At 45.6% G+C, this 19904-nt stretch carries 25 protein-coding genes; 14 read left to right on the top strand and 11 right to left on the bottom strand.

The window, feature by feature from the left end; genetic code table 11:
- Window positions 1-731: 731 nt before the first annotated feature.
- From ACUJFL_RS03895 to ACUJFL_RS03880, 4 genes are all read left to right on the top strand, one after another.
- Window positions 732-1190, top strand: coding sequence for a DIP1984 family protein (locus ACUJFL_RS03895; RefSeq protein ID WP_229588466.1), 459 nt, complete (start codon window positions 732-734; stop codon window positions 1188-1190).
- A 557-nt stretch (window positions 1191-1747) separates the two neighbouring features.
- Window positions 1748-2011, top strand: coding sequence for a hypothetical protein (locus ACUJFL_RS03890; protein WP_445428555.1), 264 nt, complete (start codon window positions 1748-1750; stop codon window positions 2009-2011).
- Window positions 2008-2301 carry a hypothetical protein gene (locus tag ACUJFL_RS03885; RefSeq protein ID WP_445428554.1) on the top strand — a complete coding sequence of 98 codons (294 nt, stop codon included), beginning with the start codon at window positions 2008-2010 and terminating at the stop codon, window positions 2299-2301. The genes ACUJFL_RS03890 and ACUJFL_RS03885 overlap by 4 nt, the downstream gene beginning before the upstream one ends.
- 205 nt (window positions 2302-2506) lie before the next feature.
- The gene (locus ACUJFL_RS03880) at window positions 2507-2893 is read left to right on the top strand and encodes a hypothetical protein (RefSeq protein ID WP_445428553.1); all 387 of its coding nucleotides are present in this window, start codon (window positions 2507-2509) and stop codon (window positions 2891-2893) included.
- 776 nt (window positions 2894-3669) lie between these two features.
- Here ACUJFL_RS03880 and rpoH read toward each other — a convergent pair.
- The 4 genes from rpoH to ftsY all read right to left on the bottom strand — a co-directional run bounded on the left by rpoH (window position 3670) and on the right by ftsY (window position 7691).
- Window positions 3670-4521, bottom strand: coding sequence for an RNA polymerase sigma factor RpoH (gene rpoH / locus ACUJFL_RS03875; protein ID WP_226749423.1), 852 nt, complete (start codon window positions 4519-4521; stop codon window positions 3670-3672).
- A gap of 127 nt (window positions 4522-4648) precedes the next feature.
- On the bottom strand, window positions 4649-5629 hold the full coding sequence (gene ftsX, locus ACUJFL_RS03870; protein ID WP_445428552.1) for a permease-like cell division protein FtsX: 981 nt from the start codon (window positions 5627-5629) through the stop codon (window positions 4649-4651).
- Window positions 5626-6309 (bottom strand): cell division ATP-binding protein FtsE, encoded by a 684-nt coding sequence (gene ftsE / locus ACUJFL_RS03865; RefSeq protein ID WP_226749421.1) that lies wholly within the window; start codon window positions 6307-6309, stop codon window positions 5626-5628. Before ftsE ends, ftsX begins: the two co-directional genes overlap by 4 nt.
- A gap of 5 nt (window positions 6310-6314) precedes the next feature.
- Window positions 6315-7691, bottom strand: coding sequence for a signal recognition particle-docking protein FtsY (ftsY, locus tag ACUJFL_RS03860; protein ID WP_445428551.1), 1377 nt, complete (start codon window positions 7689-7691; stop codon window positions 6315-6317).
- A gap of 81 nt (window positions 7692-7772) precedes the next feature.
- Here ftsY and rsmD point away from each other — a divergent pair, with 81 nt between their 5' ends.
- A complete protein-coding gene (rsmD, locus tag ACUJFL_RS03855) occupies window positions 7773-8363 on the top strand; it encodes a 16S rRNA (guanine(966)-N(2))-methyltransferase RsmD (protein WP_445426169.1) in 591 nt (196 codons plus the stop codon).
- Here the strand turns inward: rsmD and ACUJFL_RS03850 are convergent.
- Window positions 8352-8978 carry a YjaG family protein gene (locus ACUJFL_RS03850; protein WP_226749418.1) on the bottom strand — a complete coding sequence of 209 codons (627 nt, stop codon included), beginning with the start codon at window positions 8976-8978 and terminating at the stop codon, window positions 8352-8354. The two genes, rsmD and ACUJFL_RS03850, sit on opposite strands and share 12 nt — an antisense overlap.
- A gap of 350 nt (window positions 8979-9328) precedes the next feature.
- Here ACUJFL_RS03850 and ACUJFL_RS03845 point away from each other — a divergent pair, with 350 nt between their 5' ends.
- Window positions 9329-9916, top strand: coding sequence for a DUF4136 domain-containing protein (locus ACUJFL_RS03845; protein WP_226749417.1), 588 nt, complete (start codon window positions 9329-9331; stop codon window positions 9914-9916).
- 17 nt (window positions 9917-9933) lie between these two features.
- Here ACUJFL_RS03845 and ACUJFL_RS03840 read toward each other — a convergent pair whose 3' ends face one another.
- Window positions 9934-10509 carry a DUF3833 domain-containing protein gene (locus tag ACUJFL_RS03840; RefSeq protein WP_229584902.1) on the bottom strand — a complete coding sequence of 192 codons (576 nt, stop codon included), beginning with the start codon at window positions 10507-10509 and terminating at the stop codon, window positions 9934-9936.
- A gap of 105 nt (window positions 10510-10614) precedes the next feature.
- Here ACUJFL_RS03840 and ACUJFL_RS03835 point away from each other — a divergent pair, with 105 nt between their 5' ends.
- Complete coding sequence (locus ACUJFL_RS03835; protein WP_445428550.1) at window positions 10615-11232, top strand: 2OG-Fe(II) oxygenase; 618 nt, start codon at window positions 10615-10617, stop codon at window positions 11230-11232.
- Window positions 11233-11235: 3 nt separating this feature from the next.
- Here the strand turns inward: ACUJFL_RS03835 and ACUJFL_RS03830 are convergent, their stop codons facing one another.
- The 3 genes from ACUJFL_RS03830 to ACUJFL_RS03820 are packed head-to-tail and all read right to left on the bottom strand — an operon-like array spanning window position 11236 to window position 13075.
- Window positions 11236-11676 carry a DUF192 domain-containing protein gene (locus ACUJFL_RS03830; protein WP_445428549.1) on the bottom strand — a complete coding sequence of 147 codons (441 nt, stop codon included), beginning with the start codon at window positions 11674-11676 and terminating at the stop codon, window positions 11236-11238.
- Window positions 11677-11681: 5 nt separating this feature from the next.
- Window positions 11682-12560: a 4-hydroxybenzoate octaprenyltransferase gene (gene ubiA, locus ACUJFL_RS03825; RefSeq protein WP_445428548.1), complete on the bottom strand. Its 879-nt coding sequence runs from the start codon at window positions 12558-12560 to the stop codon at window positions 11682-11684.
- Window positions 12557-13075, bottom strand: a complete 519-nt coding sequence (locus tag ACUJFL_RS03820) for a chorismate--pyruvate lyase family protein (protein WP_445428547.1) — start codon at window positions 13073-13075, stop codon at window positions 12557-12559. Before ACUJFL_RS03820 ends, ubiA begins: the two co-directional genes overlap by 4 nt.
- A gap of 153 nt (window positions 13076-13228) precedes the next feature.
- Between ACUJFL_RS03820 and ACUJFL_RS03815 the strand changes: the two genes are divergently transcribed.
- Window positions 13229-13627, top strand: coding sequence for a flagellar basal body-associated protein FliL (locus tag ACUJFL_RS03815; RefSeq protein WP_226749411.1), 399 nt, complete (start codon window positions 13229-13231; stop codon window positions 13625-13627).
- A gap of 7 nt (window positions 13628-13634) precedes the next feature.
- On the opposite strand, the gene glpG is transcribed toward ACUJFL_RS03815, so the two are convergent.
- Entirely contained in the window at window positions 13635-14444 is an 810-nt protein-coding gene (glpG, locus tag ACUJFL_RS03810; protein WP_445428546.1) for a rhomboid family intramembrane serine protease GlpG, read from the bottom strand.
- Window positions 14431-14754 carry a thiosulfate sulfurtransferase GlpE gene (gene glpE, locus ACUJFL_RS03805; RefSeq protein WP_226749409.1) on the bottom strand — a complete coding sequence of 108 codons (324 nt, stop codon included), beginning with the start codon at window positions 14752-14754 and terminating at the stop codon, window positions 14431-14433. The genes glpG and glpE overlap by 14 nt, the downstream gene beginning before the upstream one ends.
- Window positions 14755-14905: 151 nt before the next feature.
- On the opposite strand from glpE, the gene ACUJFL_RS03800 reads away from it, so the two are divergent.
- The 6 genes from ACUJFL_RS03800 (at window position 14906) to dusC (ending at window position 19893) form a co-directional block, all read left to right on the top strand.
- A complete protein-coding gene (locus ACUJFL_RS03800) occupies window positions 14906-15496 on the top strand; it encodes a LemA family protein (protein WP_226749408.1) in 591 nt (196 codons plus the stop codon).
- A gap of 3 nt (window positions 15497-15499) precedes the next feature.
- Window positions 15500-17308, top strand: a complete 1809-nt coding sequence (locus ACUJFL_RS03795) for a M48 family metallopeptidase (protein WP_445428545.1) — start codon at window positions 15500-15502, stop codon at window positions 17306-17308.
- Window positions 17309-17389: 81 nt separating this feature from the next.
- The gene (locus ACUJFL_RS03790) at window positions 17390-17854 is read left to right on the top strand and encodes a hypothetical protein (protein ID WP_445428544.1); all 465 of its coding nucleotides are present in this window, start codon (window positions 17390-17392) and stop codon (window positions 17852-17854) included.
- 42 nt (window positions 17855-17896) lie between these two features.
- The gene (locus ACUJFL_RS03785) at window positions 17897-18769 is read left to right on the top strand and encodes an HDOD domain-containing protein (RefSeq protein ID WP_306177179.1); all 873 of its coding nucleotides are present in this window, start codon (window positions 17897-17899) and stop codon (window positions 18767-18769) included.
- A gap of 1 nt (window position 18770) precedes the next feature.
- A complete protein-coding gene (locus tag ACUJFL_RS03780; RefSeq protein ID WP_229584892.1) occupies window positions 18771-18926 on the top strand; it encodes a DUF2256 domain-containing protein in 156 nt (51 codons plus the stop codon).
- 1 nt (window position 18927) lies between these two features.
- Window positions 18928-19893, top strand: coding sequence for a tRNA dihydrouridine(16) synthase DusC (gene dusC, locus ACUJFL_RS03775; protein WP_445428543.1), 966 nt, complete (start codon window positions 18928-18930; stop codon window positions 19891-19893).
- Window positions 19894-19904 lie beyond the last annotated feature (11 nt).

Genomic DNA, 19904 nt, shown 5'->3' with positions numbered 1-19904 from the left:
TTAAAAACGATTATTGGCTTGTGTGCCGCTGGTGAGTCAGCAGCATTATGGTGAATTTTAAGTGAATTAAATACTTAGCATGCCATTCAAGTTGTTTACTTTAAGTAAACTTATAAGTATAAACTTATTTGGCCTTGCAGATACAACTCAGAGAACAACATAAGACCTGATAGGTTAATGAAAATTATATTTTTGATTATTTAAATGGACTTGTTTAATGCTTAAATTGATTTTGTTTATTATTGTTTGCGCCAATATTGGTTGCCTCATTTGTTACAGAAAGTATAAATCGTATTTTGAAAAGGTAGCATATTACAATGCTATCGCTGGTCTCATAATCCTCCCTGTTAGTATCGTTGGTGTGCTTTTATCTGCTACAAATATTCAAGGAATACACGGCGATACATCAATTTATGGTTTAGTCTTCTTTATTTGGGCTATCACAGTGTTAATCTCACTAGTTGCGGTAGTTAATCTAATTATCAAAAATATAAACATAACCTAACAGGCTGTTAAATCAGGACGAATAACAGTAGGCTTTTGCGCATACATCGCTTGTGTTAGGTGGTTCAAAGGAGCTGACTTTGACAATTACGCTAGGATGTAAGCAGAGTCTGTATCTTTTGGTGCATCCATATAAATTCGTTTCGGCCAAAAAAGCGTGGCTTTCACTAGACAGCCTTCGCTGCAGCAGCAAAATAGCAAAGCGTTAGGCTTTTAAGGAGATAAATTTGAAACTCGCAGAAGCATTAAGTATCAGAGCCGACTTACAAAGAAAGGTAAACCAATTAAAAGAACGGATCTTGAGGAATGCAAAAATCCAAGTTGATGAAAAACCTGCTGAAGATCCAAATGAGCTACTTTTAGAGTTAGATCAGGCTTCGAAAGAGCTAGTTATATTGGTAAAAAAAATAAATAAAACAAACAATGTTTTGAAGTTTGAGCAAAATAATACAATGGCTGACATCCTAGCCGAGCGAGAGCAGCTGGCTTCTTTGCGAGATCTCTATAGAGAGTTAGCCAAACAGGCTACCGTTTCTCAAGATCGTTATAAAAAGCTAGAGATCAAGTTTATGCCTGCTGTAGACGTCAAGAGTATTCAGAAACAGGCTGACGACTTTGCTAAGCAGTTCCGTGAGCTTGACGTAAGGATACAAGCATTAAACTGGACTGAAGATTTGATTGAGTAAAGAAGTACGGTAGGTTTGTATTCGGGCGAATGTTTCCCGTCAACTGGGTTAAGTTGTAATACGGTGAGGTGTAGGGGCATGCCTCGAAGGTTCGACTCCTTCAGTTATTGTTATCCCCTGTATTGTGTACATTAGAACAGAGTACTCATTACTGTTACTCCCAAAAACATTGACGTTTACACGCTGAGGGTGGGTATGGGGTCTTCTTTAACTTAGCAAGATTGAGCTTGAGATAAGGCAATCATGATGAATCGTCATTTAGGACCAAACACAAAACATTAGGTGGTTTAAAATGCAAAGCCTCAGTCAGGTGTATGTAACACTCGGTGCACAGCTGCTTGCAGTTTATGCATATATGGTGGGTAACTTAAGGCTGCTTCTGACTGTTATATTGATATTTTTGTAGCTCAAGTCACAACTCGCGTAAATACAGCTTGTACAAAAATAATGAATTTAAAATATGAACAGCCACGTAACTAACAAGCCAATCATTCCGATCTCAAGTCGCTGCGTTCGTTTCGTTGGCATGTTTAACGTTATAAGCTAGAGGAGTACCCATGTCATTTTTTAAGACTTTAAGCAAAGGTTTAAAGGGAGCAGCGGCAGCTTTAAGTGTTGATCAATATACTGTCAATGGTGTCAACGCAAAGTGCAGCCATTGCGGGCATCCGCATTTTGAGACTGCAGAAGCACAATTGAATACTGCGGGCTTAACATTTATAAATTTAGATTGGGCTAATAGAAGCGCTTCAATGCTTATTTGTAAAAAATGTACATTTATTATGTGGTTTTTAGAGGAACCCAAAAAGGTTGTCAGGTGATGCTGACAACAAGCGCCTTAAACAAAATGACCTACGGTTGCTTGGCTAGTAACAAGTTGCAGGGCTATGTTTTTACAAGGAAAAGTGATTTGAAAAAAATAGATAATATTTTAAAAATAGGCATAGTTTTGGCTACCTTTGTTTTCATTAACGGTTGCGTCGCTTACCTTAATAAGGCCTCGTTCACCTCAACAGAATTAGTGAAAAAACATGCGAAAATGGCAATAGCAGCTTGCGGCCAAGGTAATGTTAAAAAAGTTTCTACCGAGGGCTACGAGTGTCATATCTAGCATGGTGCTATCGGGGCCGCTCCGATATGCTCTAGCCAAACCTAATTTTGCTGATAAGTACTATGACAAACGCCTTATCGATGAGCTTTGTTTAACTCTACAAGCAAACTGCGCTATATTTGACATGGATAATTTTATGCACCTTGTATGATGTATTAATCGATTGCTGTGTAAACCTTTTCGTAACGTCAGTAGGGTAACTTTTATGGACACCGCGCATGGTAATTATTCACTGTCGGTCAATGGACAGATTATTTTCTGTGATTACTCACAAGGGTTTAACATCGAAGGGGTGAGAAAACTTACCCATGATATTCTGGTATTGGCATCGAGCATGGATGAGTGGGGACTTTTCCAAAACCCTGATGAGTCTGCAGGTATTGTCCATAATGCTATCGTAGAAATGATGTCCAGTTACGTCAAACTGCAAAATGCAGGCTGTAAAGCAGTGGCAATTGTTGAAAACAGTATTTTTGTGAATGCAGGGATCCGATATCACCCTAAAGAGTTAACCATGCCCATTCGAATTGATAAAGATGGCAAAATGCTGCTGGCATGGTTAGAAACCGAACTAAAAAAGCCATGTGAATGATCTAAAAATACTGAAAAACGTTTTTAAATTGGTCATTAAATCCACTCATCATATTTTGCTGTTAACACCACTTTTAACGATAGGGTCTTTGAAAACACCCTTTAATTATTCGCCCATAACGTTGTAAGCCGAGCAAGTTTGCGCGCCCAAGGTGTTAAGACGAGAGGTGTTTGAACGAGGCGAGGTAGCGCCGAGCGAGTTACCTCGTCGCCTTGGGTGGGCAAAATCTAACGGGCTTTCGCCGCAACGTGGGCCTGTAATATCTTTGGTGACTTTCTTTTGGCGAAACAAAAGCAAGTTACTCGCCAACGGCGAAAACGTTAAACGCTGCGTAAAGCTTAGGCTGGAGCACGCTTTAAATACATCCTTGTACGCTCCTCTTTTTCATCCCTGAAAAAGACGTCTCCAGCCAAAGTTTACTTCGCTGTTAACTCGCCCCGCATCAATCCGAAGTGTCTGTGTTGTTAATCCCATTACGTTGCAAGCCGAGCAAGTTTGCACGTCCAAGGTTTTAAGACGAGGGGTGTTTGAGTGAGAAGCGGTAGCGCCTAGCGAGTTACCTCGTCGCCTTGGGTGGGCAAAATTTAACGTGCTTTGCCGCAACGTGGGCCTGTAATATCTTTGGTAACTTTCTTTTGGCGAAACAAAAGAAAGTTACTCGCCAACAGCGAAATGGCTTAATAATGAACCAGATAATTAATTAATAAAAAACCCGCGCATCACTCAGTGATTATCGCGGGTTTATCTTTTTAGTGCTGCTTTACAGCACAAAAAACTTAACTAACTAAAGCTTGATGCAGCTTTTTCATGGCGTTTTTCTCTAGCTGGCGAACTCGCTCAGCAGACACTTGATAACGCTCAGCTAACTCTTGCAGAGTGAGTTTTTGATTGTCTAACCAACGTGCGCGCACGATATCTTGGCTGCGATCATCAAGAGTGCGCATAGCTGCTTGTAAACGATCCACTGCGGCAGTATCCCACTGTTCATCGGCTACTTGCTCGGCCAGATCAGAACTTTTGTCTTGCAGATAATACACTGGTGCCGTGTAGCTACTATCATCATCTTCATCAGGGGCATCAAACGGCATATCGTAGTTACTCATACGAGATTCCATTTCACGCACTTCGTGCTCGGCTACCCCTAGCGACTCAGCAACGTTTTTTACTTCGTCTTGGTTAAACCAACCCAGATGCTTTTTCGATTTGCGCAGGTTAAAGAATAATTTACGCTGGGCTTTAGTAGTGGCAATTTTCACAATGCGCCAGTTTTTCAGCACATATTCATGAATTTCGGCTTTAATCCAGTGCACAGCAAAAGACACTAAGCGTACGCCTACTGCTGGATCAAAACGCTTAACGGCTTTCATCAGGCCAATATTGCCTTCTTGAATTAAATCACTTACCGGTAAGCCATATCCTGAATAGCTACGCGCAATGTGCACTACAAAGCGTAGGTGAGACATAATAAGTTGACGGGCAGCTTCTAAATCGCCGTCTTCATGAAGACGCTCTGCCAGATGGCGCTCTTGCTCAGCCGTTAGCATTGGAATTGAACTAACAGAATGAGTGTAGGCTTCCAGACTACCGCTGGCAGCTACAGAAAGTGGCATATAAGCTGATTGTGTCATGGTTTTGCGCATCCTTAAAACAAACTATGGGAAGATATTAGCACTCTTTACGAGAGAGTGCTAATCCTAGATCAGCTTTTTTAAGATCTGCTTTTTATAACTAATAACTTTTTAAGCACTTTTAGTACTATGGGCCAGATGGCTCAATCGCCCGAATATGTCGGCGTACCGAAAGGTAAGAACCGCCAACACCTAAGGATACCGCCAGTAAAATAACACCGAAAAATTCGTATAGATTCATCGCCTGTAATTGAAAGTCGCTCTGATAAAGACTGGTGATATCACTGATGGCTCCCCGTAAACCCCAAAGCAAGGTTTCAGACACCAAAAACGCTAATAATCCGCCTAGCACGCCAAACCATAAACCCGTGTATAAAAAGGGGCGCTGAATAAAACTATCAGTGGCGCCGACCAATTTCATCACTTCAATTTCAGCTTGTTTGCTGATAATCGATAAACGAATAGTATTACTCACAATAAATAATACGGCGCTGAGTAATAATAATGCGATGGCAATCACGGCTTGCTGCATCAAGCGCACCACCGCTTCTAAACGGGTTAGCCACTCCAAATCCAGTTTAGCGAACTCAACGATGCGCTCAGCCGCTAATTGTTGCATTAAGGCCCGCGCTGCCCCAGGCTCAGTGTTCGCGGGCATAACCACTAACACATCTGGCAACGGATTTTCTGTCAGGTAATTCAGGGCTTCACCAAAGCTAGAGGCGGCTTGAAATTCAGCCATCGCATCGGCTTTATTGATATGCCTAACCGCGGTGATCTGTGGATCGGCTTTTAAAATAGTTTGAAGGCTTTGAATTTGCGCCGCCGATGCGTCCTCCCGAATAAATAAATTAATTTCAGCAGCTTTAGCAAAGCTATTACTGATTTGCTGGGCGTTCTTGACCAATAAGTGCAACGTAACCGGTAAGGTTAAACTGAGCCCCAGCACAATAATGGTTAAAAACGAGGCCGCAGGCGTACGCCATAACTCACCTAAGCTACTTAAAGCTTGGCGGATATGATGCACAAAAAACATCAGAAAACGGCGCACCAAGCTAATACGGTTAGCCTTCGCTCCCGTAGCGCGGCCACTGAACAAAATACTCATACTTGAATCCTCGTTGGGTTCAGATCATCGTTGATCATGCGCCCTTGCTTTAAGGTCAAAGTACGATAACGCATTCGCGCAATCAGCCCCAAATCGTGGGTTGCTACCAGTACAGACACACCAACCTGATTAAAAGCTTCAAAGACTTGCATAATATCGCGTGATAATTCGGGATCAAGGTTACCGGTAGGCTCGTCTGCGAGTAACAGCGGCGGCTTATTTACTACCGCCCGAGCAATGCCGACACGTTGTTGCTCACCGCCTGATAAGGTTTCAGGCAAACAACGTTGCTTATCTAACAGCCCTACTTTATCGAGAGCGGCATGCACACGTTTAACCATCTCTTTGCCCGTAAAGCCTTCGATAACTAAGGGTAAGGCGACATTATCAAAAACGGTATGATTCATTAATAAGCGGTGGTTCTGGAAAATAATACCTACATCACGGCGAACATAAGGAACTTGGCTGCGCTTTAAACGGCTTAAATCAATATTATTGATCATCACCCGCCCGGTGCTAGGGCGCTCGATCATGCTAATCAGCTTTAAAATGGTACTTTTACCCGCACCAGAATGGCCGGTTAAAAACACCATTTCGCCTTTGGCGATGCGGAAATTGATACGCTCAAGCGCCACAAAACCGCCGGGATAACTTTTGCTGACATGATCAAACTGCAACATGCGGTTTAGTCCTTATTAAATAACGCCCGGATAAAATCTTTAGCTGCAAACTGCCGCAAGTCGTCAATGGCTTCGCCTACACCGATAAAACGGATCGGCACTTTAAACTGATCCGCAATTGCGAAAATCACCCCGCCTTTGGCTGTGCCATCTAGCTTAGTTAAACTAATGCCCGTTAGCGGCACAGCCTCATTAAATAACTTGGCTTGGCTTAGCGCATTTTGGCCGGTGCCAGCATCTAACGTAAGCATCACTTCATGTGGTGCCTGCACATCAATTTTTTGCAGCACGCGTACGATTTTCTTCAACTCTTCCATTAAGTGCGCTTTGTTTTGTAAACGCCCTGCAGTATCAGCGATTAAGATATCCACTTTACGCGCTTTAGCCGCTTGATAAGCATCAAAAATAACAGAGGCACTGTCGGCACCGGTATGCTGTGCAATAACGGGGATCTTGTTACGCTCTCCCCATACTTGCAATTGCTCTACCGCAGCGGCGCGAAAGGTATCACCAGCGGCTAACATCACGCTCTTACCTTGCTGTTTAAATTGCTGTGCCATTTTACCGATAGTGGTGGTTTTACCCACACCGTTAACACCAACCATTAAAATAACAAAGGGGCCACTGCTGTTTTCTGGGACTAAAGGCTGTTCCACATCTTGTAATAACGTTGCCATATCCAGTTGCAGTTTATCAAATAACAAACCGGCATCTTTCAATGCTTTGCGATCGGCATGCGTGGTGAGTTGTTTAATCAGCTTTTGTGTCGTGTCCATGCCCACATCAGCCAGCAATAGCTGCGTTTCTAATTCTTCGTACAGCTCGTCATCGATTTTCTTACCGACAAATAAACCCGCTAAACCGGCGCCGAGGTTTTGGCTGGTTTTTGCTAAGCCTTGTTTTAAGCGTGTGAAAAAGCCCGGTTTTTTCTGTGGCTGTGCGGCAGCGATGGGCTCTGCATTGTTTTCAGCGCTGACTGCAACATCAGATGAAACTGCAGCGTGCTGGCTTGAAGTCTCCACCTCGGCTTGAGGTTTCGTGGCGGCTTGCTCAACCTCGGCAGATTTTACAGGAGCGGGGTCGACAGGCGTTGGCTCTGCAACGCTCTCTGCTGGTTTTAACGCCGCCGTCACAGCAGTGGGTTCTGACAGTATTTGCACATCAGATGCTGGAGTGGCATCCGTTACGGCAGGCTCTGCAGCAGCCGTCTCTGGTGCGTTATCGGCGTTAGGCTGGTTGGGCGTTAACAAAGGCTCAGCAGCAGGTTCAACTGCCGCAGGCGTTGCATCGTTTAAGGTGGTATCAGCGGCAGGGGCATCGGCCGGTGGGTTATTTTTCTTACCAAAACCTAACCAGGAGAAGAGTTTATTTTGTTTTGTCATATGCTTTTGTGTCAGAGTCGGAAAACTAGGATAAAATTGGCTTTATACTAACACCTTTATCAGCAAGGCAAAATGCAATAGATGAAACAACTGAAAACGCATGCGGCTAAGGCAGCACAACCTGGCTTTGTCAGAATTATCAGTGGCAAATGGCGCGGTAAAAAGCTGCCGGTAGCCGATGCTCTGGGTTTGCGCCCAACCACCGATCGAGTAAAAGAAACGCTATTTAATTGGTTGATGCACGATACTGCACAAAGCACTGTGCTAGATTGTTTCGCCGGCAGTGGCAGTTTAGGTTTAGAAGCCCTATCGCGGCATGCGGCCTTTGTAACCTTAGTTGAAAAGGCGCCCAACTTGGCTAAACAATTACAGCAGCATTTACGCCAACTCGACGCCAGCAACGCTGAGGTGTTAAATCAAGATTGTTTATTGTGGTTACAACGCCCGGCGCTACGCCAATATAATTTAGTGTTGATTGACCCACCCTTTCGTCAGAATTTAGCGCAGCCATGCTGTGTAGCATTAGAACAACAAGGTTGGTTGGCTGAAAATGCGCTGATTTATCTGGAAACAGAAAAGGAACTGACATTAGAAAGCATACCGGCGAATTGGCGCTTATTAAAAGAGAATATCGCCGGTCAGTTAGCGTATCGCTTATGGTTAAGAGGCTGATGACGGGTTTTGGGGCAATTCCATTGCTAAGTTGGTCAGCCCCTGCTCTTTTACCCAGGCTTTAAGGCTTTGCATTTGCTCACGACCTATCACGGTCATCGGTGTTACTAACGCGATAAGCTCAGCTAAACACTCCATTTCATAGCACATTAGCGGATCTTCACGCACAATCTTCTTCAACTCGGCTTCGGTAGTAATATCTTCATCAACCGTGTTGTATTCAATTAAACGCGCCACTGTCGCTTGCGAAATTTTAGCGACATTGAGAAACTCTGCGGCATCTAGCTGACAAATACCATTTAGCATCATATCTAACGCCGTGGCGCAATCAACCGCCGGATAAACACCGAACATATCAAAATGATTCACTTCTGGCGTCACCAACTCTAGCTCTTCCGCTAAACGCTCAAAGTTAATTTTAACTTTTTTTACCGTTAACCATTCCCAGCACAGATCTAAAATATTGCGTAACAACTTGCTGTCACCAAACTCGCTTACTTCAGCGAACAACTGATAATTCGGTAACATTCTTTCCATTAACGTCGCGGCAATCGCGGCTTGTTGATATAACGATAATTCGCGCATTAATTGAAAGTTATTCGCTTTTTGATTCATAAAGATCCTGCTAAGGGTACTGACAAAGACAGCGTGGTTAAGTGAGTTGTCGATTATAGCCTAATGTTAACGATCGATGTTGCAAGCATCGGCGAGAAAATTCGACTATTTACACTGACCGCATGTTGGCCTCGAAATATTTTTGTGTCATGCCTTACGCCAAGGTCGGCGCAGTGTATGATAACAACGGCCTAGCATTATGGCGCAATTCGCTGTAATAGGAACCTTTAACTACTTTTAACAGTCATACTCTGTGCAGATAATGCCAGATCCAGTCGATGCTAAGTGCTGATCGCACTTGGGCATTTTGCAGTAAAATACTTTGTATCAGTAACGGTAAGCAGGTGTTTATGAACAGACAATCTTTTTCAACCATGTGGCGTACTCTAGTAACAGCGGGCAGTTTGCTGCTCCTTAGTGCCTGCGCGACTGGCCCTACCGTACGCTCAGATCAAGCCCCCGATGCCAACCTGGCTAATTACCAAACCTTCGGCTTTATGACCGAGTTAGCCACTGACCGAGGCGGTTATACTTCGCTGGTGACACAACATCTGAAAGCCGCGGTCACAGCTGAAATGACCGCACGAGGTTATCGCTTTTCTGAAGAAAGCCCGCAGTTATTAGTCAATTTCAATTCGAACGTGGAGCAACGCACTGATATTCGCACAACCACTTCTGCCGCGCTTGCGCCTTATAGCTATTACCACTACCGTCGTGGTTTTTACAGCCCGTTTCCTTACTATCAAAAAGAAGTAGAAACCGTTCGTTACAAAATTGGCACCGTCAATATCGACGTAGTTGATGCGGCACGTAAGCAATTGGTGTGGGAAGGGGTTGCTGAAGGCGTGTTAAAAAGACAAGATTTAGAAGAGCCACGCCAAGCAATGGCTCAGGTTGTTGCGAACATTTTCGACAAGTTCCCACAACCGCGCCGCTAAGCGGCGCGCTAGCGGCTTTAGCTGTTACTGGCCAGTTCAGCAACCTGCTGTTTAAGGTTACTGCAACTGGCTTGCGGATTTAGCTGTTGAATAGACAAGGTTAATTCCGCCACCTTAATCCCAAACTTATGCATTGTTGTGCGGTTAATCAGGTTTTGTTGATCCACCAAGTACAACCAATCTTTCACCGTAACATCTAATTCATCACCGTTATAGGGAATGCGCAATACATACTGCCAATACAAGCTATTACCGGCCAACTGGCCATTTGCTGCACCCACTACATCCCCTGCAGAACCGGTTATGCGACCATCGGCAAATTGCGTTAACTGCCAATGCCGCTGCTCAACTCGGCCATCGCTAAAATAAAAGACTTCATATAAGTCACCTTTATCACCCTGCCACTCACCGCACAAGTCTGCAGTAAAGCGTAATGTTTGCTTACCGCGCCAATCGTGCAGTACCCCATAAGCCTTGCCACTGCCTAAGAAAAATTCTTTTAACGAAAGTTTGGGTGTTTCGGCTTGATACTGCTGCACCGACTGACTACAACCGGCCAGCAATAACGCGGCCGCCATGATACAAATACGCATATCGGATCTCCTGATAAACCTTGCTTAAGCATACGCCAATAACTACCGTCTGGCTCAGTACTATGGCAAACTAGCGCCCCGTTACTCTTGCCAAGAAGACTCTTCATGTTCAGCATTGACCCTGCGCAATTTGCCCCCTTATTGGACAAATTTAACCAACAGGGATGGGTATTAGCCCCTCACTTTGTGCCTGCGGCTTTAAATCAGGCGCTATTAGCGGATTTGCAGCAACAACAGTTGCAGCAGGCGGGCGTAGGACGACAGCAAGCGCATAGCATCAATGCAGACATTCGGCGTGATAAAACGGCGTGGTTTGATGGGCAAAGTGCTGCGCAACAACACTACCTGCAATTAATGCAAGCCCTACAACAGGCGTTTAATCGGGCATTTTTTTTAGGGTTATTTGATTTTGAGTGTCACTATGCGCGTTATAGCCAAGGCGACTTTTATCACAAACACCTTGATGCATTCAGCGGCCGCTCTAACCGGGTGCTGACCACCGTAAGCTATTTGAATACGGTAAGCCAAGGTGGCGAGCTACAACTGTTTAGCGAAGAGGATCAACTTATCAGTAGTATTGTGCCAACGGCGGGCAGTTTAATTTTGTTCGAAAGCGAGCGTTTCCCGCATCAAGTCTTACCGGCCGTAGACGAACGATACAGTATTGCCGGTTGGTTTAGACGCAATAATAGCCTGCAAGGACACATTGATCCGCCCAATTAACGTTTAAGGTTGTGCTTCTGCGGCCAGCAAACGAACGGTACTACCTTTACCTAGGTTTTGTGCAGCAAACCAGCCTTGCGGCATTTCTAATGCCGCAATAATTGCAATCTCAGAGGGTACCGGCGTTTCATCAAATGGCTGCAGCTGACGAATATGGTGGATGGTCCAATCTGCGGTAATAAAAGCAACATCCAACGGCATGCTGGTGTTGCGCATCCATAAACTGATTGCTTGTGGTTCGGTATAAAGCAGCAACATACCGGGTTGGGCCTGTTGTTGAAACATTAAACCCTGGGCGCGCAACGCAGGAGTATTGGCCAACTGCACCGGTACTGTTACCGAGTCTAACTGCAAACGCGCAGCGGGAAAAGTCAGCAGCGTCGTCTGCGTTATCGCGGCACAACTGGTTAATAACAAACAGAAACTCAGTAACCATGCTTTCATGCACATCACCCCTGGCTTTGTTGAGCAAAGCTCACAAAAAGCCCAATAAAAATAATTAAACCCACATAGTGGTTATGTAAAAAGGCTTTAAAAGCACCTTGCCTGCTGTTATACGCTAACCAGTGCTGGTAAGCAAAAGCCGGTAGCGTAGCAACAATTGCCAGATAATACGGCCAACCTAATAATAACTGCCAGCCAATCCAGCTTAATAAGGTTAAGAAGATCAGCTGCAGCAAGGCAATAATCGGTAACGCGAAGGCACCAAACAAAATCGCCGTAGATTTTACGCCAATCTGTAAATCGTCTGGCCGATCGACCAGCGCATAGTAGGTATCATAAGCCACTGTCCAACATAAATTGGCTAAATACAACGCCCAAGCATAACCGGGGATCTCGCCCTGATAGGCCATAAATGCCATCGGAATACCCCAACTGTAAGCCGCACCTAAAACCACTTGCGGTAAATGAGTGTAGCGTTTCATAAAGGGGTAACAACTGGCCAGCAGCACGGCCACTAATGCCAATAACTGGGTGGCCTTATTGAGAAACAGCAATAAGCTAGCCGCCAGCACCAGCAGTAGGACAAACAATTGCAACGCTTCGGGGGCGGTGACCGCGCCAGTTGCAAGCGGTCGGTTTTTCGTGCGTTCTACCTGACCATCGACTTTACGATCAGCGTAATCATTAATCACACAACCGGCTGAGCGCATTAAAATCACCCCCAGTGTAAAAACCAGCCACATGCCAAAAGACGGTATACCTTCGGCGGCGAGCCACAGCGCCCACCATGTTGGCCATAGCAGCAAATAAATACCAATAGGTTTATCTAGTCGCATTAACTGGCTATAAAAAGCCCGCTGCTGCCAACGTAACTGCCAACTCATAAATTTAGTACCCCGGGCAAAAAGACTTCTGCAACTAATAACGGTTGCTCTGCTACTGAAAACACCGAGCGTCGCGCCCAAAAATGCCCCGGTGCCACGCCAGCAAAGCCCTTAGTTAAGGCTAACTGTGCGACTTCAATAGCGCTTCTGCTGACATCATCAAATTGAAATAGCAACTCGCCTAGCGGCTGTTCGCCTAGCGCAACTAAGGCTTGGATGTGCTGCATACTTTGCTTTGGCAACCAGCTTTGAGCATAAACGACAGGTTGTTCGTTACACCACATTAATACTTCTCGGCACACACACTGCTGCACTGGCTTTGGAAAACTCGCCTGTAGAAAATGCGGCAGTACAGCCGCAGTCTCGGCAATAACTTGTAAGCGAAAAGACGTGCTATGCGCTTTTAATCTGGCGGTTAAGGAACCCGACTCTAACAGCCAAGGCGCTAAAGATGTGGGTAAAAGCGACGTGGCCGCATGCTGCCAAGCCTCTTCTAATGATAAAACAACACTCATCGTTTTCTGCTATCAAGCCCTTATAAAAAGTTGCCGCATCATAGCAACTGCTTAAATTTTTTTCAGCTCAAATTGCCCGTGCACTAGGTGATTTCAGGATCTGCTGATATTATTAAAATACGTTATCTCTTTACGGTTACGGAATTTCTGCCTTTGAAATCAATTCTGCAAAGTCTATGCTTCGCCCTGTTGCTGTCTGGTACTGCAGCGGCGCAACAAACAACTACCGAAGTGGTTTATTACGGTTTTGAGCCGGATATCGTGACAAATTTTGTCTCGGAAAATCGCCGCAGTTTAGGCTATGTGCGAGTCTCCATTGAGTTGATGCTGCCAAATAAAGAAATGCTTTCAGTAATCGAGTATCACGAGCCGATGATCTTAGACACCATTATTGGTATTTTAAGTAAACAGCCTGAACAAAAAATCAAATCAATTACCGGTCGTGAAGAAATCCGTTTAGAGATTTTTGAACAGTTAAAAGTGGTATTGAAACGGGAAACCGGCCAAACCATGGTGCAAGATATTTTATTTACAAAATATCTTTACCAATAAGCCCGCTTTACACGGGCTGTTTTGAATGACGCAATACAGCCCAAATTAGGCCACACGCCAACCCACCTAAATGTGCCCAATTGGCCATATTAACCCAAAGCACGTCCATAAATCCTAACGCTAACCACAGCAGCATAAACGCCGCTAAACCATCGGTCACCGGGTAGTGGTGTTTTCCGGCCAACTTATCACTCAGCCAACAATAGCCAAACAGCGCATACACCACGCCCGATAAGCCACCAAAATCAGGGCCAACTAACGCCAACTGCAAACCATTTGATAATAATGCACTGCTCAAAGTTAATTGAATAAGCAACGCACTGCCCGCTCGCTGTTCGATTTTTTGTCCAAGCAAAAACCACCAGCACAAATTAAACACGATGTGCGTTAGCGAAAAGTGCAGCAGTATTGGTGTTATCCAACGCCAAATTTGCGCTGGCTCTGTTAACATCAGAGCACTATTGGCCGCTTGAAAACTGAGTTGTTGCCATAAATATATCAGGCATACCAGCAGCACGATGAGTGAAGTAACTGGAGATTGCAGCAACTGTGACCAACGCAAACTTGGCCGCTTACCGCTTGTTGCTATGGTTCGGCTTTGCTGCCAAGCGGCGGCTTGATAACGGGCGTGCTCGGGTTCAGTCAAAAACTGCTTTAATAACGGCTCAATTTGGCTCAGTTGCTCGGCCGGTGCGGCTAAGGTGGTTGTTTGCCCTTCCTGCGCCAGCTTTACCTGCAAACCTTTGCTGGTGCAATAGTCTGCAAATAAACGCGCAGGAATAGCCGACTCAAACGCGACAAACTTATGCATTGTCATCAGTGACAACCGGATATTCGGCACGCCAAGCTGCAACGCCACCGTCCATGCTGTACACCTCTTCATAGCCTTGTTGTGCTAAATATTGCGCGGCACCTTGGCTAGAATTGCCGTGATAACACACCACAACCACGGGCTGCTCAAACGGAAACTGCTGCATAAATTGCACAATACTGCCATTCGTTAAGTGATAAGCGCCTTCGATATGACCGGCAGCAAAACTGTTTTCATCCCGGATATCCGCAATAATGGCTTGCTGCGTGATCAGCTGTTGAGTTTCGGCCACCGAGATACGTTTAAAATCGCTCATTTTCACCTCATTCAGAAAAGGCCTTATCATAGCGCAGCGCTTTGTGAATAGCAGCCTTGATAACAAACTTTACACGCATTAACCGAAGAACTGCTGGACAATCAGTTAAACCTTCGTTAACAATAAACCAAATATATTGTTGGAGTAGGCTATGGCACCCCTTATCATTTTAGCGCTGATCGCGGCTCTGGTGTTTTACATCATCAGCATCTTTAATCAGCTGGTAAAACTCAGAAATCGTTTTCAAAACGCCTTCGCACAAATCGAAGTGCAGCTGAAACGTCGTTACGATTTAATCCCGAATTTAGTCGAAACCGCGAAAGGCTACATGAAACATGAGCGCGACACGCTTGAAGCGGTGATTGCAGCGAGAAATACCGCGTTAGCGGGGCTAAAAGTGGCCGCCAATAATCCAGGCGATGCCGGAGCAATTGGCCAACTGGCGGTTGCTGAAGGGGCATTACAAAGCTCAATGGCGCGCTTTAGTATGGTGATGGAAGCTTACCCTGACTTAAAAGCCAGCGAGAATATGCAGCAATTATCAGAAGAGCTGACCAGCACAGAAAATCGTATCGCTTTTGCCAGACAAGCGTTTAATGACGCGGTAACAGACTACAACAGCTACAAGCAAAGCTTTCCGCCGATGTTTTTCGCAGCCAGTTTTGGCCATAGCAAAGATGCGGTGTTATTAGAGTTTGCTGATAGCGCAGCCATTCAAGCGGCACCGAAAGTTAGCTTTTAAATAATGGCGACAAACTTTTTTCAGCAGCAAGATTTAGCACGTCGCAATACCCGTTTGTTGGTGGTGATCTTTGGTATGGCGGTGTTGTCGCTGATTGTGCTAACTAACTTGCTGGTGATGATTAGCCTGGGTTTTGTGCAAGACGTACAAAGCAGCTTTATGCTGCCATGGGAAGTGATCAGCAGTATCAGTTTAGTGGTCATTGCCGTGGTCGGTTTAGCCATTATGGCTAAGTGGCAGCGGCTAAAACAAGGTGGCCGCACTATTGCCGAGGCGCTAGGTGGTGTTCGGGTCACCCCTGATACCGCAGATAGCGCAGAGCGCCGTTTACTGAATGTGGTAGAAGAAATGGCCCTGGCGGCTAATTTGCCTGTTCCCCCCGTTTATTTGCTACCTGAAAGCGGTATCAATGCCTTTGCCGCCGGTTACAGCCAGTCTGACGCGGTGATTGGTATTACCCAAGGTAGCTTGCAACAACTAAGCCGAGACGAATTACAAGGCGTTATCGCGCATGAATTTAGTCATATTTTAAATGGTGATATGCGGATGAATATCCGCTTGATTGCCATTTTAAATGGCATCTTGTTTATTGGTCATATTGGCTATTATTTATTACGCTCTGGTCGCGGTAGCAGCGCACTGATGAGTAGCCGCACACGCAATAAGAATGCTGGTGGCTTATTACTGTTTGGCATTGGTTTAGTGGTGATCGGCTATCTAGGTTCATTTTTTGGTAATTTAATTAAGGCTGCGGTAAGTAGACAACGCGAATATTTAGCGGATGCTTCTGCGGTTCAATTTAGCCGGAACCCTTTGGGTATCAGTGGCGCCTTGAAACGGATTGGCGGCTATCAAGCAGGCTCAAAAATTAACCACCCGAACGCGGATGAAATGAGCCATCTCTTTTTTGGCGAAGCACTGAGTCGCTGGACCAGTATCTTTGCCACTCATCCGCCTTTAGCAAAACGTATCCAACGTTTAGATCCCACTTGGAATGGTCGTTTCGCGGCAGCAACGAGCCCCAAAAAAACCAGTGCAGAACAAACCACGAGCGACTCGCCGGCATTATCCGCGCGTCAGAGCATGCTCGCTGCCCTGCCGTTGCTATTAAGCAAAAGCAGCCATCAGCTATTACCCGCTAAAGCCATTGTCTGTGCCATGTTACTGACCCCAGAGCAATTTGCTACACAATTAGCTATGATTAAAAACCAAGGCTCACCGACCCTTTTACAACAAGTGGATCAACTGGCCGATGAGGTAAGCCGTTTACCACTGGCGCAACAGGTGCAATTACTGCAACTGACCATCCCCACCCTGAAACAACTTAGCGCCAGCGAATTTCAACAATTTTCAGCGCTGTTGCAACAATTAACCGCCAACAACCCCAGCTTACAAGCTTGGCTATGTTTAAATTTTATTCAGCATACTGTCGCCAGTCAGTTCAGCGCTAAAGACGTCCATCATCGCGCGCACTCGCACAGTTTGGCGCAGTTACAGCCCCAATTAACACTCTTATTCAGCGCATTAGCTGACTGCGCTGGGCCTGAGCAAGCCGAACCCGCGTGGCAAGCCGCTTGGCAGCAACTGGCTTTGCCCAAGGTACCGGCAAAACCCGTCACCGACTACCAGGCACTAACGGCTGCCTTACCTATGCTGATCGACGCTGCTCCCAAAGTTAAACAACAACTGTGGCAAGCCGTGCTTGTTACTATCGCTGCCGATAAACATTTCAGTGACGCAGAACAAGCGATGACTAACTTACTGGCAATGCTCTTAGAAATGCCCGTCCCTTTAACAGCAGATTTTAGTTAGGTGTTGATTTTCAGACAGGGCTTTAGCACAAGCGCAGGCTAAGGTACAATGTGCGCTTTGTTGAATTGTCTGGAAGGTGCCATGTCTGATAATCGCTTATTCTTGTTGTACGATGCCTCGTTCGACGAAATGGATGCAGAAGGCTGCCCAGGATTTGGCTATGTTTTATTATTTTCTGCCGACGATGTAGAACAATTTCAACCGGGTGAAAACCCCGAGTGTGCTGCAGTGTCTATGCTATTTACGGATCATGCTGATGGCAGTATCAGCGGCGATTTATTAGGTTGGGCACATGTTGATGCCGCTATTTTTCAGGACTACCCGTTAGGTCAATTCTTAGTATTAATGGAACAAGCGGCTCAAGTTGCGATTAATGCTTATCGTCAGGTCGGTCAGGTACCCGATAAACTGGTTGCAGTGAATTTACCGGATGACGAATTATTGCAATTTGATGTGCAGTTTAATGATTTGCAACTCACAGAGCAGCAAACTGAACAACAACTAGCACAGCAATTGATGCTTGGTCGCCCTTACCTCGATTCATAACAATGGCATTAAACCGTTTTAACAAGCACGCGGAGTAGCGGCATGGTACAAGCAATCAATATGGGCTTAATTGAGCAAGCCTTACAAGGTTTCACCATTCCACCGCAGCCGCAAATTTTGCAGCATATTCAAAAACAACTCAGCAGTCAGGATCCTGATCTGAATCGTATTGCAGCTCTAATCGCACTGGATATCGGTACTGCGGGTTTTACTTTAAAAGTAGTCAACTCTGCCTTTTTTGGGCTGAAAAATAAAATCACCTCGATAGAGCAAGCCTGCCGCTACCTGGGCTTAAACCGCGTGATCATGTTGGCACGCAGTGTGTTATTACGCTTTACTTTGGAAGAAGGGCGCCAAGATGCTTTTAATCAAAGGCTCTGGAATAACGCCTTGCACACTGCCAATATTGCCATGACACTCGCCAAACAATTAAATTTTAGCCAACACGTCCAAGATGATTGCTATTCACTGGGTTTGTTTCGCAATGCCGGCATGGCCTTAATTAGCCAACAGCGCAATGACTATGCCGCAATCATGCAGCAAGGCCTGCAACAGCAACAACACTATAGTGAAATTGAAGAGCCACGTTTTCACACCAGCCATGAAGTATTAGGTTATTTGATTGCCGAATCTTGGGGGCTGTCAGACATGTTGTGCAATGTGATTGCTTATCACCACAGCACGCCTTTAATCCTAGCAACTGAAAACCCAGCCGAACAGCAACGTTTTGCGCTGTTAAAGATTGCAGAGTATTTTAGTGGTGAAAGCCGACAATTGTTCTCTGTTCATCAAGATCCTGAGTGGCAAAGCCAGCAAAGCGCCATCCTCGATGTATTGGATCTAGAGCCGCTGCAATTACCTGAACTGGCGGAACTGCTGCATCGCCAAGATTTACATACCATTTATAGCGTTTAATATGGCGCACAAGAAATGTCATTTACCTGAAAAAATCTGCCCCGTCTGCCAACGCAGTTTTAGTTGGCGGAAAAAATGGCAACAGCACTGGGACGAAGTGCGTTATTGCTCAGAGCGCTGCCGACGTCAACGCAGCAACGATAAAGTATCCCCCTAATATGCGAATTATCTTGGCACCGATGGAAGGTGTGGTCGATCATTTGATGCGCGAGATGCTCACGGCCATTGGTGGTTATGATTTATGCGTTACCGAGTTTGTCCGTGTCGTCGATCAAAAACTGCCTGCCCGTGTCTTTACGCGGCTTTGCCCTGAGTTATTACAAGGCGGTAAAACCCTCGCCGGCACACCTGTACGCGTACAATTATTAGGCCAAGAACCCGACTGGTTAGCCGAAAACGCCGTGCGTGCCATCGAGTTAGGTTCGCCAGGTGTCGATTTAAACTTTGGTTGCCCTGCAAAAACGGTGAATAAAAGCCGTGGCGGTGCGGTACTGTTGCGTGATACCAAGCAGCTGTATCGTATTGTCAAAGCAGTACGTACTGCGGTACCGGCTGAATTTCCGGTGACAGCTAAAATTCGATTAGGTTATGAAGATACCCGCTTAGCCATTGCTAATGCCTGCGCCATCGCCGAGGCGGGTGCTAGCAGTTTAGCCATTCATGCTCGCACTAAATCAGATGGCTATCGCCCACCCGCTTATTGGCCTTGGATCGCGAAAATTAAACAACAGGTCGCTATCCCATTAGTCGCCAATGGTGAGATCTGGAATGCCGAACAGGCTTTGTTATGCCAAGAGCAAAGCCAATGCCAAGATATTATGCTCGGCCGTGGTGCCTTAGCGATGCCGAATTTAGCTCAACATATTCGACTAAAACAGCCACCATTACCCTGGCCTGAGGTACTCTCGCTATTAATGCGCTATTCGGAATTTGAGATGTCGGGCGAGAAAGGTAAGTATTACGCCAACCGCGTAAAACAGTGGTTTAGCTATTTAAAACTGCAGTATCCACAAGCCAGTGAGTTGTTTCAGCAATTACGTGTGCTAACTCGAAGCGCCGATATTTTAGCGCTATTGCAACAGCAGCGAGAAATAACAGAGCGAGCCGAAGCTCGCTCTGTGTAATGCAGTTGGCT

It is taken from the genome of Alishewanella sp. HL-SH05, from assembly GCF_052655985.1.
The sequence above is the reverse complement of the archived record's forward strand: the minus strand, read 5'-3'. Positions and strand labels throughout refer to the sequence as shown.

Bases quoted from the DNA above. Each gene is read 5' to 3' on its own strand.
- ACUJFL_RS03890 (WP_445428555.1), top strand. From the start codon at position 1,748: ATGTCATTTTTTAAGACTTTAAGCAAAGGTTTAAAGGGAGCAGCGGCA.
- ftsY (WP_445428551.1), bottom strand. From the start codon at position 7,691: ATGACAAAACAAAATAAACTCTTCTCCTGGTTAGGTTTTGGTAAGAAA.
- rpoH (WP_226749423.1), bottom strand. From the start codon at position 4,521: ATGACACAATCAGCTTATATGCCACTTTCTGTAGCTGCCAGCGGTAGT.
- ACUJFL_RS03830 (WP_445428549.1), bottom strand. From the start codon at position 11,676: ATGAAAGCATGGTTACTGAGTTTCTGTTTGTTATTAACCAGTTGTGCC.
- ACUJFL_RS03800 (WP_226749408.1), top strand. From the start codon at position 14,906: ATGGCACCCCTTATCATTTTAGCGCTGATCGCGGCTCTGGTGTTTTAC.
- ACUJFL_RS03880 (WP_445428553.1), top strand. From the start codon at position 2,507: ATGGACACCGCGCATGGTAATTATTCACTGTCGGTCAATGGACAGATT.
- ACUJFL_RS03795 (WP_445428545.1), top strand. From the start codon at position 15,500: ATGGCGACAAACTTTTTTCAGCAGCAAGATTTAGCACGTCGCAATACC.
- ftsX (WP_445428552.1), bottom strand. From the start codon at position 5,629: ATGAGTATTTTGTTCAGTGGCCGCGCTACGGGAGCGAAGGCTAACCGT.
- rsmD (WP_445426169.1), top strand. From the start codon at position 7,773: ATGAAACAACTGAAAACGCATGCGGCTAAGGCAGCACAACCTGGCTTT.
- ACUJFL_RS03780 (WP_229584892.1), top strand. From the start codon at position 18,771: ATGGCGCACAAGAAATGTCATTTACCTGAAAAAATCTGCCCCGTCTGC.
- ACUJFL_RS03835 (WP_445428550.1), top strand. From the start codon at position 10,615: ATGTTCAGCATTGACCCTGCGCAATTTGCCCCCTTATTGGACAAATTT.
- ftsE (WP_226749421.1), bottom strand. From the start codon at position 6,309: ATGTTGCAGTTTGATCATGTCAGCAAAAGTTATCCCGGCGGTTTTGTG.
- glpG (WP_445428546.1), bottom strand. From the start codon at position 14,444: ATGACAATGCATAAGTTTGTCGCGTTTGAGTCGGCTATTCCTGCGCGT.
- ACUJFL_RS03850 (WP_226749418.1), bottom strand. From the start codon at position 8,978: ATGAATCAAAAAGCGAATAACTTTCAATTAATGCGCGAATTATCGTTA.
- ACUJFL_RS03845 (WP_226749417.1), top strand. From the start codon at position 9,329: ATGAACAGACAATCTTTTTCAACCATGTGGCGTACTCTAGTAACAGCG.
- ACUJFL_RS03820 (WP_445428547.1), bottom strand. From the start codon at position 13,075: ATGAGTGTTGTTTTATCATTAGAAGAGGCTTGGCAGCATGCGGCCACG.
- ACUJFL_RS03785 (WP_306177179.1), top strand. From the start codon at position 17,897: ATGGTACAAGCAATCAATATGGGCTTAATTGAGCAAGCCTTACAAGGT.
- ubiA (WP_445428548.1), bottom strand. From the start codon at position 12,560: ATGAGTTGGCAGTTACGTTGGCAGCAGCGGGCTTTTTATAGCCAGTTA.
- glpE (WP_226749409.1), bottom strand. From the start codon at position 14,754: ATGAGCGATTTTAAACGTATCTCGGTGGCCGAAACTCAACAGCTGATC.
- dusC (WP_445428543.1), top strand. From the start codon at position 18,928: ATGCGAATTATCTTGGCACCGATGGAAGGTGTGGTCGATCATTTGATG.
- ACUJFL_RS03840 (WP_229584902.1), bottom strand. From the start codon at position 10,509: ATGCGTATTTGTATCATGGCGGCCGCGTTATTGCTGGCCGGTTGTAGT.
- ACUJFL_RS03790 (WP_445428544.1), top strand. From the start codon at position 17,390: ATGTCTGATAATCGCTTATTCTTGTTGTACGATGCCTCGTTCGACGAA.